Consider the following 16,430-nt stretch of genomic DNA (forward strand, 5'->3'; position numbering starts at 1 on the left):
CCCTGCTGCGGACTCCCCTGCAGAGGCACAACCGGCACCCGCCGCTCGTATTGTGCGAACTCTGAAACTTGAGAGTTGATTTCGGCGGCTATGAGCACTCAAACTCATTAAGAGATCGCCAGACAAGCTCTGCGATGGCCCGGTAGTCCACGTCGTAAGGCTCCAGTGGCTTGGCGTTGTGACCATTCTCCTGATGGGAGGGCGCCTGATATAACCGGTGCGTTGAGTTGAAAATGGTTGTTTCAAACTGCGCCCAACTGGCCCCGGCACTGAACACCGGGTTACCACCGTTGTGGCATGAGCTGCATTGACTCTGCAGAACATCCTGGACCTCGGTATTGTAAAACGCCTCATTACTGATGCATTGCCCCAGCGTCAGGTCGCGCTCAAAGGTCACTGTTTTCCAGTCGCCGCCTTTTAGCGCCGTCAGTTCAAACTGCTGCTCGCCCCCTGTCTCGATCATGACGGGCAGAGACTGGTCCAGGTAATCTGCACACTGAGTAAAGGCCGGGAATACAATGCAAGAGTCGCCCGTATCCCATTCTTCAATCAATTCATCGTTCAACACAAGTTGCACGGTGGCTTCCGTCGGTATGCGTATATCCAGCACGGCCTGAGTCGGCCCCGGGTTAGCCTGGGTGTAGCTGAGCGATCGCACTGCCAGCGCCAGCTCAACGGTGCCGCTGTCATCAGTATCGACGGGGTCGGACGTATCGCCGGAGTTGTCGCTGGCGGTTTCCGGTTGGCAACCTGCGACCAGCAAGGTGAGCAACGCAGTGCACGGGGCCAGCCTTAACGGGGCCAGTCGGGAGCGGATTGCAGGGGTTGTCATGACATCATTCAGCTTGGGAGTAATGGCCTAGAATGGCATGATGCCGGCTTTACATCTGCGACCGGCTCCACACTTCGCGGCTTTCCCCCCAAGGGTTTGGGGCCGTGTTTGAAATACTCTGTTAACATTTCAGTGCGTCACTGAGTGGCGCGAACGCGCGTACACAGACTCACCTGGCACCATAATGATAAAAAGCCCGGAGAAACCGATGGCCGCAACCCCCCAGGCGCATCACATTGCCATCGTCGATGACGACCCGGACATCTTGCAGGTACTGACCGACACCCTGACGCTGGAGGGCTACCGGGTTACGCCGGTCCAAACCGGGCAGGCGCTGCTGGGCCTGCAAGCGCAAGACCCGGCCGATCTGATATTGCTCGATTTGAAGCTGGAGCACGAAAGCGGCTTGCGCGTGGCGCAGGACATCCGCCGCGATTCGCCCGTGCCGATCATGATGCTCACCGGCAAGGGCGATGAGACCGATCGCATTCTCGGCCTCGAAGTCGCCGCCGACGACTTTATGATGAAGCCGTTCAATCTGCGCGAAATTGTCGCCCGGGTGCGGGCCCTGCTGCGGCGCAGTACCCAACTGAGCCAGACCCCCAAATCACTGGTGCAACGGGTTTCCGAAGGCCTGGTGTTCGATGGCTGGTGCCTCGACCTGACGCGGCGGACGCTGCTGAACCCGGCGGGCGAGATGGTCGACCTGACCTACGGCGAGTTCAATCTGTTGAATGTGCTGCTATCGTCGGCGAACCGTGTGCTAAGTCGTGATTATTTGCTGGAAAAAACCCACGGCACTCAAACCGAATCCTTCGATCGCACCATCGACGTTCTGATACTGCGCCTGCGCCGCAAGCTCGAACCCAACCCCAAGGCGCCGCACTACATCAAAACCGAGCGCGGCATCGGCTACCGTTTTGAGGCGACGGTCAAACGGCTATGAACCCGCTGCGCTGGACGTTACACGCGAAAGCCCTGGCTGCCTTTGTGGTGGGCCTGGTGCTGTTGCTGACGCTGGTCAGCTTTTCCTGGCGCGGTCTTAGCCAGACCCGGGATGCGGTGAATGAGTTCGAAGGGTTACTGATTCCGGAAATACGCACTGCTCTGAGCCTCTCCGATGAAGCGGCCCAGATTGTGGCGCTGGCGCCCTACCTGGCATCGGCCGGGCGTCCGTTTCAACTGCAAGCCGAGCGGCAGCGTCTCGAAAGCCGATACCAGCGGGTGTTTGCCCTGTCGCAACGGTTGCAAAACCCGGACGTTCGCGCTCGAATCCAGGCCATTCTCGCCAACATTAAAGCCGATCTCGACGCGCTGACCGAGCGGGTATACGACGAACTCTTTATTCGCGAAGACGTGCTGGCGGCTCAGTTTCAGGTTGATCAGCAGGCGCGCTACAGCACTGAGGCCGGCCATTCCGTCACCATAGAACCCTGGTTGCCGTTGCAGCTGTTTTACCGGGCGATTACCGACCCGGCCGACTATAACCGCCAGACCCGGGAGCGACTGCGACCGCTGGTGCTAGCCGTGGCCGAGCCCGAGGCCTACCTCGACTGGCTGGAGCTGGCCACCGCTGAATACCAGACGTTGCAGGGCATACAGCAAAACAAGGCATTCCTGCTGGCCCGCTTGCGCGCCCACTCGGAGCGCCTCACTGAGCAGACCAACAGCTTCGCTGCCGATATTCAGCAGGTGGTGGTGCGTCAGCAAACGGCGGTGACCGACCGGGTAAACGCCTCCCGGGTGCTCACCCTGGGCTTGTCGCTGGTGGTGATGCTGGCGCTGCTGGTGTATTACCTGAACAATCGCCGGCTGATTCGGGACCTGGCTACCGTCACCGACGACATGATGCAATTGTCGCGGCGCGAGGAGTCGCCGGCGCAAATTCCCGTTCATCGCCAGGATGAAATTGGAGATCTGGTGCACGCCTACGATGTGTTCCGTGAGCACGCCCTGCAAGCTGAACGCACCAGCGCCGAGCTGGATACCCAGAAAACGCTGCTGGAAACCATCCATAACCAGATTCAGGACGGGCTCAGTGTGTTTTCCCGCGACGACCGGCTGGTGATCTGGAATCGGCGCTACCTGGAGATTTTCGATTTCAGCGACGGCGACCTGCAGCCCGGCATGGCGCTGGACGAGGTGCAGGCACTGATGGCGCGCAAGGCGCATCGCAACCTCAGCGTGCAGCAGGAAACCGTCGACATGCCGACCATGAACGTGCAGCGCCACCAGAGCCAGCAGAACTTTGAACGCCATTACGACGATGGTCAGATCATCGAGTTTCGCAGCCAGCCGATGCCCAATGGTGGCTTTGTCACCCTGTACCGGGACCTGACCGAACGGCGCATGGCCGAACAGCAATTGCAGCAGGCGCAAAAAATGGACGTACTGGGCCAGCTGACCGGTGGTGTCGCGCACGATTTCAATAACCTGCTGGCGGCGTTGTCGGGCAACTTACAGTTGCTGGAGCAAAGTGGCGCGGTCAGCGACGCTGGCACACCCTATTTGCACCGCGCGCTGGATGTCAGCGAACGTGGTGCCCAGCTGGTTCAGCGGTTACTCGCCTTCAGCCGCAAGCAACGGCTGACGCCCGAGGTGGTCGAACCGGACCGGTTGATCGAGGGGCTGACTGAACTGCTGGAATATTCAGTTTCTGGCCCGGTTACGCTCACACTTGATCTGGCGGCCCCGGGCCGGAGTCTGTACATCGACCCCTCTCAGCTGGAAAACGCCCTGTTGAATCTGGTGTTGAACAGCGTATCGGCCATTCCCGGCAAGGGTGCCATTACGGTTCGTACCCGCTACCTTGAACAACAGGATCGGCTGGAACTGACGGTGACCGATACCGGCCAGGGTATTCCGGTGGCGTTGCAGAAACGCGTGCTGGAACCCTTCTTCAGCACCAAACCAGTGGGTCAGGGCAGTGGTCTCGGGTTGTCGACCGTGTATGGGTTTGTGCAGCAGAGCGGTGGGCAGTTCACTCTGCAATCCTGGCCGGGGCAGGGTACAACGGTGTGCATGAGCTGGCCGGTAACCACTCAGTTGAGCACACCTGGCGCCAGCGTCGTCGAACACTCGCTTACCTTCAAGGCCAGTCTTACGCTGGTGCTGGTTGAAGACGATATCGCCGTTCGCCAGGCGCTGGCCGATTTGTTGCTACAGCGCGGTTACCGGGTCATGGCGTTCGAGCATGGCGAACAGTTCATCGACTGGGCGCATCACAGCGACGAAACTGCCGGGCTGGTCCTCTCCGATGTGAACCTGGGTGGCTTGCTGAACGGGCTCGACGTGGTAACCATGGTGCGCAAATACTGGCCCGACGTGCCCTGCCTGCTGATGTCCGGCCTGCCGCGCGAACGGCTGGAAGACGACCTGGGGTTTGCCATCGAGCATCCTTTGTTGCAAAAGCCCCTGTCTCAAAGGCATATTGACGCCTTGTTTCCGCCCTTGTCGGCAACTGGCCAGCGGTCAGAGCCGATACAGAGCCGGAAGGACTGACACCCGGGAAACGCATGGATGATGCACGCCCGGATCTGAAGGAGTAGCACCATGGTGGGCGTACCCAGGGCAGGAGGTCGTATCGCAATTGCACTGTTAGTGGCTGTTGGGCTGGTTTTGCTGGCAGTGGGCATTTACCACAGCGTTAAACCCTTGCCACCCGGCCTCAACGTTGACGGCCCGCTGCGGCCGGTCAGCGATGTGCGGTTTTTATCCGATACGTCTTACATTGGCACCGACGACCAGCGTCATCTCGAACAAAGCATCTTCGATGAAGTCTTCGCCATGATCGACGCGGCCGAACGTTTTGTGCTGATCGACATGTTTCTGTTCAACGATTTTCAGGGTGAGGTGCGGGAAGAGCACCGCGCGCTGTCGGCCGAACTGACCGAGCGACTGATCGCCCAGAAGCAGCGCTTCCCCGAGCTTGAGGCTCACCTGATCACCGACCCGATCAATACCGTCTATGGCGGTCAGCGTGCCAGGCACCTGGAGCGGCTGGAACAAGCGGGCATCACCGTGACGCTGACCCGGCTGGAGGCCCTGCGCGACAGCAACCCGGCCTATTCTTCCATCTGGCGTACCTTTTTATCGCACTTTGGAACCAGCACCGGAGACAGGCTGGCAAGCCCCTTGGGCGATGGCCGAATATCACTGCGAAGCTTTCTGATTTTGCCGAACTTCAAGGCCAATCACCGCAAAGTGATTATTGCCGACCAGGGCGGGGGTAACGACTACGCGGCGCTGGTGACCTCGGCCAACCCCCATGATGGCAGCAGCGCCCACGGCAACGTTGCCCTGCGCTTTTCCGGGCCTGCCGTACAGGATTTGCTGACAACCGAGCAGGCCGTGCTGGCTTTTTCGGGCGGCCCGACGGTACAGTCGACGCTATCAACCCGGGCCCCGGCCGACGCAACGGACGCCGGGTTAAGAGTGGTCACTGAATTGGCCATCAAACACGCGCTGCTGGAGACCATCAATGGCGTTAACGCCGGCGATCAGCTCGACATCGCCGTGTTCTACCTGTCAGACCGCGACATCGTCAACGCCCTGCTGGCCGCGCACGACCGTCAGGCCCAATTGCTCCTCCTGCTCGACGCCAACAAAGACGCCTTCGGCCGCGAAAAGAACGGTATCCCCAACCGACAAACCGCGCTCGAATTGCACCGGGCCGGCATTCCCGTGCGCTGGTGCGAAACCCGGGGCGAACAGTGCCATTCCAAATTCATGCTGGCCCGGCACGCCGATGGCGAGGCCACGTTGATTGTCGGCTCCGCCAACTTTACACGCCGCAACCTCAATAACCTCAACCTGGAAACCAATGTGGTATTAACTGGCAGAACGGCCGAGTTAACCGCTCTGGCAGACGCCGCCGACTGGTTTGAATTGCGCTGGAGCAACACCGACGACAAACGCTTCAGTGTCGATTACGGAACCTACGCCGACAACCGGGTCTGGCCGCAACTGGTGTACCGGTTCATGGAGGCCAGCGGGATCAGTACATTCTGAGGTTTCCGGGATAGGGGCGCGATAGGTAACGCGCCAGGATTGTCGAATCAGGAAAACTCGACTAAACATAAGCTTATGCCCGAACAACAATAGGAATCGCCATGCCCTTCTCCGACGACCACCTCGCCGAGCTGAATTTGCTTACCCAGTTTCGGGCCTCTTCATTGCAGGAAGGCATAAAAGTGCATAGCCAGGAGGCCGACCCGGCACTGGTAGCCGCTGCCGAACGCCTGCATGGCAAAGGGCTGATCACCCATAAAGACGGCGGCTACCTGACCGACCTCGGGGTCGAAACAGTCGACCACACTCGAAAGTTGCTGGGCATTCTATCGAGTCAGTAATGCAACGGCCCGAATGGTTTCGGGCCGTTCAGGTTAACCGGTGATCGCCCGCAGGCTACCCAGGGTGGCATGGCAGGCCTGAGCCGCTTCCTGACCCTTTTTCACGAAGTGCTCGCGGAAATAGCGCTGGTGTTCCTCGTGTTCGTGAAAATGGTGCGGCGTCAGCACCACGCTGAAGACCGCAACATCGGTATCCAGCTGCACTCGCATCAGCCCATCAATCACCGCCTGGGCGACAAAGTCATGCCGGTAGATGCCACCGTCGACTACCAGGCCACAGGCGACAATGGCGTCAAAGCGTCCGCTTTTGGCCAGGTGCTTGGCGTGCAATGGAATTTCATAGGCACCGGGCACGCGCAGGTGTTCGACCTCGGCCGAGGTGTCCAGTTGTTTCAGTTCAGATTCAAACGACGCGCAGGCCTGTCCGACAATGTCGGCATGCCAGGAGGCCGCAATAACGGCGACGCGGGTAGTGCGGTTGGGGATAGACTGATTCATGGGTTTCCCTCACGATTAGGGTGATGGCCAGAATCAGGGCGCGCGAGTACGCAAAGACCACCGCGCAGGGCGCGGCAGCGATTGGGTGGTTCGCGATCTCTCTCATCCGGACTCTAACCGTCGGCTCTGGTTTCACACCAGATCTGCTGACCTCGCCGTGACGCACCGGCTTTCATCCGGTTCACCGCGAGCGCTCGCGGGCTCCTGACCTGCATTGCTGCCAATCAGATACCGCCGGTGGGGAATTTCACCCCGCCCTGAGAACGCTGCTGGCGCCTTAGCGCCAGACGAGCGGCAGTATACTGAAAAAACACAGAAGCGCACCATCACCCAAGCGCTGGGAGCCAGCGTTGTCGAAATCAGTCCGGTGTGGCGTTAGGTCTGATACCGGGCGAGGCCGATTCCTGCTCTGTGCTCTTATACAAACCGGCCGTCAGCATGAATTGCATCGCATCTTCAAACGGCCAGTCCACATAAATCAGGTCGGCCTTGCGCACCAGCAGCGTTACCCCGGCGATCTGATAGCTGACCTGCATCAGCACCGGCACCCACTCATCGGTTTCGTTGTGTTTTTCCAGCGCCTGACCAACAGCCCTGGGGACATCGTTTGCCGTCACAAAGCCGACAATGTAGGTGTCGTTCGCCTGTTTAACCAGAACGGTTTGCCGTTCTTTGGTTTTCTCCGGGTCGGTGCTGATCAGCGAGGCCATGTCTTTAATGGCCCCATATACGGTCTTCAGCAGCGGAAACCGGAGAATCTGGTCTTCCAACTTTTGGTACAACCAGACGATCGGACTGACACTGAACGCCAGGCCGATGATCAGCAACAGGGTCAGCACCAAAACAAAGCCACTCCCTGCCCAGGGTTGGCTGATGCCGACCAGGCGAAGCAGTGCGAGCCCGAAATTATTGAGCCCGTCGCCGATCGTCCAGAACAGCCACAAAGACAGCGCCAGCGGCAGGATCCTGAGGACTCCACGGGTGATGGTTTTGCGCATTTATGTGCTCCTGTGTTCAGGTTGGCGTTTCAGGGTCGTACACTCTTAATCAGAGCAGAGCCTATCAGATTGAATGCCAGCTATTGGCCTTCGGAGTTTAACGCTGCGTTTTATTTCGAAACCCTGCCTGCCACTCTATACTGCGCGCGACTATTAATCCTGCCGGAGCGCCATGAGCCCCAGTCATCCGACCCGATTGAACACCGCGCTGAATCTGCTGCTGACGCTCGCCATCGCTGCCGTCGGTGCCCTGGTGTTCAATGCGCTGTCCTGGCCGTTACCCTGGATGCTGGGCAGCCTGACAGCGACGCTTGTCGGCAGCCTGCTCGGTTTTACTCCCCATATTCCAATTCGGCTGTTCACCGCCATGCTGCTGATACTGGGCATCTATGCCGGTGCCGCTCTTGACCCGAGCCTGGTGTTTACCGTCTGGCACTGGCCCCTGTCGCTGATCGGCATGGTGTTGCTGGTTATTGCAACAACAGCGGTCAACCATTGGTACTTTCGGCGTTTTGCCGGGTTCGATAGCACCACGGCGCTGTATGCCTCGGTGCCCGGAGCCCAGTCGCTCGTGCTGATCATGGGTGCACGCAGTGGCGCCGATGAAAAGCAGATGCTGATCCCGCAAATAACCCGGGTGCTGGCTGTGATCTATTTCGTGCCGCTGATTCTGGTGAGCCTCGGTGACCTGACCGGGCTCGATATCAATCGCATTCGCTCAGTGTCAGCCGAAGCCTGGGCATTGCCCGCCTGGCAGTCCGTTGTGTGGGCTTTGGCTGCCATCGCCCTGGGTTTGTGGATCGCCAGGCGACTGCGCTGGCCACAACCGCTGATGCTGGGACCGTTAACCGGGGTTGCGGTGCTGCAAATTACCGGCCTGACCGACCTGAGCATTCCCGGCCAGGCACTGGTGCCGGTGCAGTTTGTGCTCGGTACCTATCTGGGCACCAAGTTCGCCAAAATTCGCTGGCGCACGGCCGTCATTCTTTCGGGTCACAGCCTGGTTGCCCTGTTGCTGACGGTGACTCTGGTCGCGCTGATGACAGCACTTCTGACGCTGCTGACCGACATTCCGGCGGCGGCTATTTTTCTCGCTTTTGCTCCCGGCGGTCTGCCCGAAATGGTGCTGATTGCCGCAACGTTGAATGCCGACCCGGCCTTTGTGGTGGTGCACCACGTGGTGCGGTTTCTGATTATTGCGATTGCACTGCCCTGGGTTGCTGAGCAGTTAGGAGGACGAAGCCGGTAAGGGCACTTGGTTGTCGGCGATTGCATGCAACAGGGTAAGATTTGGAACACCGGTACAATAAATAAAACAGTTTATTCGCTCAGTTAAGCGTATAACGGTACTAAGCTGCATCCCAGTGGCCTTTTCAAACGCGCAATAGCGCATTCAGATAAACCTCTGTGTTTTCTTACTGGTCCAAACCAGTGCACTAGGCTTTCGAGAATGAGTACGTGTTGCTCACACTCCCCCAACCGGTTGAACATCTTCTGTGTTACCGGTTCCAATAAGCAGGCTACATTATGGGTATTCTACAAAAATACTCGAAGACCTTTCTAACCCTATTCGCGTCACTTTTCGTCGTAACCCTGGCCGCCTGTGATGGCAGTAATGGCGACCTCGATACCACGACAACCGTCATCGCTTCTCTGGCCGTAACCTCCAGTGCACCAGTCGCCAATTCAACAACGGCGGGTACCAATACCAAAGTTGTCGCGGTGTTTAACCGGGCGATGAAATCCGAAACCCTGACACAAAGCAGTTTTACGATGCAGGGCGCGGGCGAATCCGATGTTGTCGGTGCGGTAGCGTACAATGCCGATACCCGGACAGCGACCTTTACCCCGAATGGCAATCTGACCGCGAGCACAGTCTACACCGCTACCATAACCACAGCGGTAGAAGATGACATGGATAACGTATTGCTGAGCGATTACGTCTGGAGTTTTACAACGGGTTCATCCGTTGATAACGCGGTGCCGACACCGTCAACCATCAGCCCTGCAGATCTCTCGACCGATGTGCTGCGCAACACTAAAGTGAGCGTGATCTTTAGCGAAGCGATAGACCCGCAGACGCTGACCTCAACCAGTTTTGAACTGTCAAAAAATGCAGGCATTGACGTCGTCTCCGGCGATTTACTGTACGTGAACCCAAAGACGGTAATGATCATACCCGATGACAATCTGGAAGCGAGCACCCTTCATACGTTGACGCTGAGTACCGCTATTCTGGACCTGGCCGGAAACGGCCTGGCACTTTCGGAAACCACATTCACAACCGGTACTGAGGTGTCTTCGAGCCCTGCGATGGTCGATTTGGGTACAGCCGCGAACTATGTGATACTGGCCAAGACCGGCATATCCACAACCGGTACAACGCACATCACTGGTGATATCGCCGTCAGCCCTGCAACGCGCACAGCGTTAACCGGTTTTGGAGATACACTCGATTCGAGCGGTATATTCTCCACCTCGCCACTGGTGACCGGCGAACTCTTTGCATCGAATATGACCACGCCAACTCCTGGCGACCTGACCACAGCGGTCAGCAATATGGAAACCGCCTATACCGATGCGGCTGGCCGCGTTAACCCGGACTTTACCGAATTAGGCGCTGGTGAGATCGGTGGTCTGACGCTGGACCCGGGTTTGTACAAGTGGGGCACTGGCGTACTGGTAACCTCTGATGTCACCCTGACCGGCACCGCGACCGATGTCTGGATCTTCCAGATTGGGCAAGACCTGAAACTGGAAGACGGCAAGGCGGTTGTACTCACCGGTGGCGCAGTGCCCGAGAACGTGTTCTGGCAAGTGGCGGGTGAAGTGACCTTGCAAGCCGGCGCGACGCTTAACGGCGTTGTGCTTGGCCAGACGGGTATTATCTTGAAGTCGGGTGCGGTATTTAACGGTCGTGCTCTGGCACAGACCGCTGTGACGCTGATCGCCAACGACGTCAACGAACCTGCGCAGTAAGCACTGAACAGACAGGGACGTCACGGCCACAGGTTATTTTCTGCGACCGAACACAAAAAACCGCGACGTTGATCGCGGTTTTTCTTTTTGTAGCATAATAGAAAATTTGTATCAGTGAATCTTGGCGACCAGTTGAGTGTCAGGTGCCGGATAGGCCTACCCGGTACCTGACACGGATGCAAGGAACGCGGTCAACCATCAATCTTGTTCAAAGACGCTGCCAGTGCTTCAACGCGCTGATTGGTCTCATCCACCAGCGTATCAATCTCACCGGCCGACGCACTCGACTTGCTGGCCAGGGTGCGCACTTCATCGGCTACAACCGCAAAGCCTCGTCCGGCTTCACCCGCACGGGCCGCTTCAATCGCCGCGTTCAGTGCGAGCAGATTGGTCTGGTCGGCAATGGCATTAATGGTTGAGACGATGCCGCTGATTTTGTTACTGACCTGCAGTACCGATTCCATCGCTTCCTGGGTCTCGCTCAGTGCCTGATAGCGATCGGTGATGTCGATGCCAAACAAAACATAGCGGCGCACCTCGCCCGAGAACGTCTTCAGTGCGACAACCTGATAGTCCAGCGCCAGGGGTGGCAGGCCAGTCAGATCGACGGAATCCTTACCGCTGAATTCACCTTTCGTACGCAGTGTCTTAATGTTGTCCGCTGTTAGCTTCGCCCACAGTGCTTTGGCAACCTGAGACACTTTCTCCTTGTTGCCGTATTTGGCATGAATCAGTTTATTGGCAGAAATAAAGCTGCCATCCGGGTTGAATTCCATGGTTACCATCGACCGTTCAATGGCTTCCAGGCGACGGGTAAAATCGACTGTCTCCTGCTTGCTTTGGGTAATGTCGGCCTCGACCGAAATAAACCGCTCTATGCGACCGCGCTCGTCGAACACGGGCGCAATGGAAAGCGACACCCAGTAAGGCGTACCGTTCTTGTGGTAGTTCAGAATCTCAACATAAAAGGGTTCCAGCCGGTCGAGGTGTTCGCGAATCTTCTTAACGGTCTCAGGATCGGTACCTTCACCCTGAAGCATGGGCCCAGGCTTTTTACCGCGTGATTCGGCCAGGCTGTAGCCCGTCAGTTTTTCAAAACCGGCGTTGATGTATTCGATACTGCCCTTGCTGTCGGTAATAATGATACCGCTGTTAGCCTGGTCGGCGACCAGCGACAGCATTTCCATTTTTTCCCGTTTTTCAACTTCCTCGGTGACGTCTTTTATAAAGGCCGTGTAGGTTATGCGACCGTCGAATTCGATCTTGCTGATGGCGGCCTGGCCCCACAATTCGGTGCCGTCTTTGCGCACTACCGTGAGTTCACGGTAGCTGCCGACTATGCGATTTTCACCGGTACTTCGGTTGCGGTTGATGAAACCATCGTGCTGCGACTGCAGGCTTTTGGGTACCAGCATTTTTACGTTGTTGCCCAATACCTCGGAGCGGCTGTAGCCCCACACCGCTTCGGCGGCCTTGTTGAAAAAGGTGACGTTGTTGTGCTCGTCGATCGACACCACGGCGTCCATCGCCTGCTCCAGCGTCTGGTTCATCATTTCCCGGGCGTAGCGCTCACGGCTGATGTCCCGCACGAACAGCGTGTGCTGGACCGTCCGGCCCGACTCGATCTCGGCTGCCTCCAGTTGCACCCAGATGGCGTGGCCGTCTGCCGCCTTAATCTGTGCTTCAAGCGGGGTGTCGGTAGAACTACTCAGGCGTTTCAGCGCGTCTTTCGCCAGCAACTGGGCTGCGGGTTTGCCGAGCACGGCATCGCGGCCCAGGCCCCAGAGTCGTTCTGCTGCCGCATTGAAGAAAACGACGGAGTGTTGCGCATCCAGCGTCAGAATGGCCTGGGGAGCCTGTTCGAGTGCCAGGGTGGAGCGGGCGCTGGAAAACCAGCGAGATAGAAAGCGAGCCATGGTGAATACATCCTCTGGTGGCACCGTCCGTGTGCACAAACCACACGCGGGGAAAACAGCCTGGAATGAACCCGGCCCTGTCATAGCGTGTCGGCTGACCGGGCCGTTCCTTTAGGACGGGTGATACGGAAGCCGGCTAACTTTGGGTTCGGATACCTGCAAATTAAGACCGGTGTTGTTGGCTGGGAGGCCGCGTATTATCGCCTGTCCAGAAAGCGGTAACCGATGCCGGGTTCGGTTTCCAGGTATTCCGGGTTGGCTGCATTGTCGCCAAGCTTGATGCGCAACTGGCGAATCACATTACGCAGGTATTGGGAGTCGTCTTTGTGACTGCGGCCCCAGATTTTTTCCAGCAGACTGGTCTGGGTGATCAGCCGGCCGGGAGCCTGCACCAGGTGCTGCATCACCGCCCATTCCTTGCGGGTGAGGCTGATGCTCTGGCCATCGAGCGTCAGTTCATGCCGGTCGGGGTTAATGCACAACCGGGTGTCGGAATAGACAGCGTCGGCCGGGTCTTCCCGGGTGCCGGTGCGTGAGGCGAGAATGCGGCGCACCCGGGCCAGCAACTCATTCACGCTAAAGGGTTTTACCACATAGTCTTCAGCGCCCATATCGAGGGCCGCGACTTTCTCCATCTCCGTAGAGCGAACCGACAAGACCAGCACCGGCTGCTGACTTTGCGCCATGAGCTGACGCAGCACCTCTTTGCCATCCAGGTCGGGCAGGCCGAGGTCCAGAATCACCAGGTCGGGTTGGGCCAGCACGGCCTGAGCAATACCCTGGGTGCCGGTCTCCGCTTCAATCACATCGTACCCCTGAGACGCCAGGCTGATGCGCAGAAAGCGGCGGATCTGGGCTTCATCGTCAATGATCAGAATTCGGTTCATTGCTGGGTTATTCCTGGTTGGGCCGGGTGGCGGTGTCTGCCCCGACAGACGCTATGGGCAGCGTCAGTCGCAGGCACAGGGTGAAACCGTCCGGGGGCTCTACAAAGGCGGCTTCACCACCGTGGACCCGCATCATGCCCCGGCAAATGGTGAGGCCGAGGCCCGAGCCGGTTGAATAGCGGTCGCCCCGGCTGAACGAATAGAATTGCCCGAATACGGCCTCCCATTGGTCACGCGGCAGGCCAGGGCCCTGGTCGAGCACATCCATCCAGACGGTACGGGCGTCTGCGCCAGCGTGAACTTCAACGCGACCGTCTGAACCCACGGCTTTCAGTGCGTTGTCGAGCGCATTAAACAGCGCTTGTTCGACCAGCGCTGCATGTACCCAGACAGAAGGCAGCTCACCGCTTGGGTGAAAGCTAACCCCGGGTGAGGGCTTTGCGGCGGCCAGGCGCCGGTAAACCACGTGGTAGAGTTCGTCGATCGAGATCCACTGGCGGTTCAGGGTCAGCTCGCCCTGGCCCAGGCGGGTCATGTCGAGCAGGTTCTGAATGTACTGTTCCAGACGTTCGCTTTCGAGAATGATGGAGTTCAGCAGCTCCCGGCGGTCGTCTTCGTTCAGGTCGGCTTGCAGGTCGCGCAACGAGGTGGCCGCGCCCATCATCGTCACCAACGGTGTTTTCAGATCGTGCGAGACGGAAGACAGCAACGCATTGCGCAACGACTCTTCATCGGCCCGGCGTTCAGCGGCTTTGCGTTCCTGCCGGGCTTCGCGGCGCTCCTGATACGCCAGCCATTGTTCGCCCAACGCCCGCACCATCGATTGCCAGCCCTCGGGCAGGTTATGGGTCAGCTCCGGGTCGCTGTTTAGCCCGCGCGCACGGGTTAACGGATCGGTCTGGCCTTCATTCAGGGTCAGTGCCCGGGCATCGCCGAACACCTGCTGTGAAAAGGTCGCCAGGTGATCTGCATCGGCCCTGGTCGGGTCGTCCTGAAGGTGTTTGGTCAGGGCCAGTTGAGCACTGACAAAACGCTGCTGAAACGATAACTGGTCGACCTGGTGGCGCAACCGGTAAGCCAGGCCGCCGGTCATTAATGCGAAAACGACGTACAGGGCGGCGGCGACTATTTCTTCAGGCTCGTGCATTGCCAGGCTGAACACCGGCTGGGTAAAGGCGTAGTTGAACAGCAGCAGGCCCAGTCCGGCGCTGGTCAGCACGCCGCGCCAGTCGGTCAGCAGTGCACTGAGCACCACGGCCATCAAATACAGCAACAGCAAGGTGGTATGCGCTAGCCAGGGCAGCGGCAGTAACCCCAGGCCGGTAATGGCCAACGGGATCACACCATTGCACAGCGGCCACAGCCAGGCCTGTTTCATCGAACCCCTCCGGTTTCCCATTACCAGCGCCAGAAGGCCGGTGTGAATAGAATCAGCAGGGCCATATATTCAAGCCTGCCCAGCAGCATGGCAAGGCAGAGGATGGCCTTGGCGGTATCGGGCAGGGTGGAAAAGTTGCTGGCTGGTCCAATCACCTGGCCAAAACCCGGGCCGACGTTCATCAGCGCCGTGAGCGCGGCAGACCCGGCGGTCACCACATCCAGGCCAGTCAGCGTCAGTGCTATGGAGAAGAGCAACAGGCTGACCAGCATCACAAACAAATACGCCAGCGAGGCCACCAGCACGCCTTCACCGACCGGGCGATGGTTATAGGTGCGCTGAAAATGACCGGAGGGATGCAGCGATTTGAACAAATGCTCGCGCAACAGCAATCCGAGTAATTGAAACCGAAACAACTTGGTGCCACCGGAGGTAGAGCCTGAGCAGGCGCCACTGAACATCAGAAACACAAACAGCATCAGCGAGAAACTGCCCCAGAGGGTGTAATCTTCGGTGGCGTAGCCGGTGGTGGTGACGACGGAGGTAATGTTGAAAACCGCGTGGGTCAGGGCGTGAAAAAACGACTCGCTCGATCCGGTCAGCAATCGATGTACTGTCATCGCCAGTGCGGCGGCGGCCACCAGTTTGAACAGCAGCTGAACCTGGGCATCGCGCGCTATGTGCCAGGCGCGGTCATGCAGCGATTGCACATACAGCAGAAATGGCAAGCCGCCCAATAACATGAAACTGCTGCCCGCCCATACCAGGGCACTGCTATCAAATTGCCCGAACGACGAATCAGAGGTTGAGTAGCCTCCGGTCGCGAGACTGGTTAACGCATGGTTCAGAGCGTTGAAGCCGGTCATCCCCAATGCCCAGTAGACAGCGGCAGCCAGAGCGGTGAGCAGTAGGTAGACCACACCAATTTGCGTGGCCACTGTGCGCACCCGGGTATTCTGAATATTGGACCATTCCGAACTCTCGGTTTTAAACAGGCGCATGCCGCCGACTTTCAAGAACGGCAATACCGCTACGGCCATTAGAATGATGCCGATGCCACCGACCCACTGCGTCAGCGAGCGCCACAAAATCAGGGTGCGGGGGCCATCGTCGAGCCCGACCAGAATGGTTGAGCCGGTCGTGGTTACCCCGGAGACACTCTCGAACAGAGCATCAATAAAGCTTAATTCAGGCCAGCCAAGGTACAGCGGCAATGCGCCGGTCAGGCACAGCAGGCCCCAGTTAACCGCCGTCACCAGAAACATCGGCTTTGCTTTCATGCGAATCGAAGGCCCGCGCGAAAGCAGCATGCAAACCAGGGCAACCGCCAAACAGACCAGCGCACTGAGCACCATGGCGCGCACTTCCTGAGCGGTGGACCAATCGGCCAGCAGCACTGTCAGCCCCATCAGGCAGCCCCAGATAAGCATGATGAAGGTGGCAATTTTCAGGGCGGGTTTTACGGCGCTCACGGTGCTTGTCCACAACGATTAATACATCGCTAATGGTAAGGATCACGCTATAACAAAGCTGTAATACCCTCTGGCGCCGCGTAAGAAAAGCATAAGGTTTGCATGTCATCGTGGGCTCA

General features: G+C 58.3%; 13 protein-coding genes and 1 riboswitch. Of the genes, 6 read left to right on the forward strand and 7 right to left on the reverse strand.

Annotated features, from left to right (window positions below; genetic code table 11):
- Positions 1-88: 88 nt before the first annotated feature.
- Positions 89-832 carry a hypothetical protein gene (locus ACHUE7_RS16180; RefSeq protein ID WP_394170911.1) on the reverse strand — a complete coding sequence of 248 codons (744 nt, stop codon included), beginning with the start codon at positions 830-832 and terminating at the stop codon, positions 89-91.
- Positions 833-1,040: 208 nt separating this feature from the next.
- On the opposite strand from ACHUE7_RS16180, the gene ACHUE7_RS16185 reads away from it, so the two are divergent.
- The 4 genes from ACHUE7_RS16185 (at position 1,041) to ACHUE7_RS16200 (ending at position 6,183) form a co-directional block, all read left to right on the forward strand.
- Positions 1,041-1,778: a response regulator gene (locus ACHUE7_RS16185; RefSeq protein WP_394170912.1), complete on the forward strand. Its 738-nt coding sequence runs from the start codon at positions 1,041-1,043 to the stop codon at positions 1,776-1,778.
- Positions 1,775-4,333, forward strand: a complete 2,559-nt coding sequence (locus ACHUE7_RS16190; protein WP_394170913.1) for a PAS-domain containing protein — start codon at positions 1,775-1,777, stop codon at positions 4,331-4,333. Before ACHUE7_RS16185 ends, ACHUE7_RS16190 begins: the two co-directional genes overlap by 4 nt.
- Positions 4,334-4,384: 51 nt before the next feature.
- Entirely contained in the window at positions 4,385-5,842 is a 1,458-nt protein-coding gene (locus tag ACHUE7_RS16195; protein WP_394170914.1) for a phospholipase D-like domain-containing protein, read from the forward strand.
- 101 nt (positions 5,843-5,943) lie between these two features.
- Positions 5,944-6,183, forward strand: a complete 240-nt coding sequence (locus ACHUE7_RS16200; RefSeq protein ID WP_348474319.1) for a TIGR02647 family protein — start codon at positions 5,944-5,946, stop codon at positions 6,181-6,183.
- Between the two features lie 33 nt (positions 6,184-6,216).
- Here ACHUE7_RS16200 and ACHUE7_RS16205 read toward each other — a convergent pair whose 3' ends face one another.
- On the reverse strand, positions 6,217-6,681 hold the full coding sequence (locus tag ACHUE7_RS16205) for a 6,7-dimethyl-8-ribityllumazine synthase (RefSeq protein WP_394170915.1): 465 nt from the start codon (positions 6,679-6,681) through the stop codon (positions 6,217-6,219).
- 90 nt (positions 6,682-6,771) lie between these two features.
- Positions 6,772-6,950: riboswitch (FMN riboswitch) on the reverse strand.
- A gap of 90 nt (positions 6,951-7,040) precedes the next feature.
- The gene (locus tag ACHUE7_RS16210; protein ID WP_394170916.1) at positions 7,041-7,679 is read right to left on the reverse strand and encodes a DUF502 domain-containing protein; all 639 of its coding nucleotides are present in this window, start codon (positions 7,677-7,679) and stop codon (positions 7,041-7,043) included.
- 172 nt (positions 7,680-7,851) lie between these two features.
- On the opposite strand from ACHUE7_RS16210, the gene ACHUE7_RS16215 reads away from it, so the two are divergent.
- Both ACHUE7_RS16215 and ACHUE7_RS16220 read left to right on the forward strand, forming a co-directional pair.
- Positions 7,852-8,928 carry an AbrB family transcriptional regulator gene (locus ACHUE7_RS16215; protein ID WP_394170917.1) on the forward strand — a complete coding sequence of 359 codons (1,077 nt, stop codon included), beginning with the start codon at positions 7,852-7,854 and terminating at the stop codon, positions 8,926-8,928.
- Positions 8,929-9,206: 278 nt separating this feature from the next.
- On the forward strand, positions 9,207-10,658 hold the full coding sequence (locus ACHUE7_RS16220) for an ice-binding family protein (protein ID WP_394170918.1): 1,452 nt from the start codon (positions 9,207-9,209) through the stop codon (positions 10,656-10,658).
- Between the two features lie 191 nt (positions 10,659-10,849).
- Here the strand turns inward: ACHUE7_RS16220 and ACHUE7_RS16225 are convergent, their stop codons facing one another.
- From ACHUE7_RS16225 to ACHUE7_RS16240, 4 genes are all read right to left on the reverse strand, one after another.
- On the reverse strand, positions 10,850-12,574 hold the full coding sequence (locus ACHUE7_RS16225) for a PAS domain S-box protein (RefSeq protein ID WP_394170919.1): 1,725 nt from the start codon (positions 12,572-12,574) through the stop codon (positions 10,850-10,852).
- Positions 12,575-12,771: 197 nt separating this feature from the next.
- Positions 12,772-13,461 carry a response regulator transcription factor gene (locus ACHUE7_RS16230; protein WP_394170920.1) on the reverse strand — a complete coding sequence of 230 codons (690 nt, stop codon included), beginning with the start codon at positions 13,459-13,461 and terminating at the stop codon, positions 12,772-12,774.
- Positions 13,462-13,468: 7 nt separating this feature from the next.
- Positions 13,469-14,839, reverse strand: coding sequence for a sensor histidine kinase (locus ACHUE7_RS16235; RefSeq protein WP_394170921.1), 1,371 nt, complete (start codon positions 14,837-14,839; stop codon positions 13,469-13,471).
- A 20-nt stretch (positions 14,840-14,859) separates the two neighbouring features.
- A complete protein-coding gene (locus ACHUE7_RS16240) occupies positions 14,860-16,311 on the reverse strand; it encodes a TrkH family potassium uptake protein (protein ID WP_394170922.1) in 1,452 nt (483 codons plus the stop codon).
- Between the last annotated feature and the right edge of the window lie 119 nt (positions 16,312-16,430).

It is taken from the genome of Saccharospirillum alexandrii (assembly GCF_043641555.1).
Taxonomy (GTDB): Bacteria; Pseudomonadota; Gammaproteobacteria; order Pseudomonadales; family Natronospirillaceae; genus Saccharospirillum; species Saccharospirillum alexandrii_A.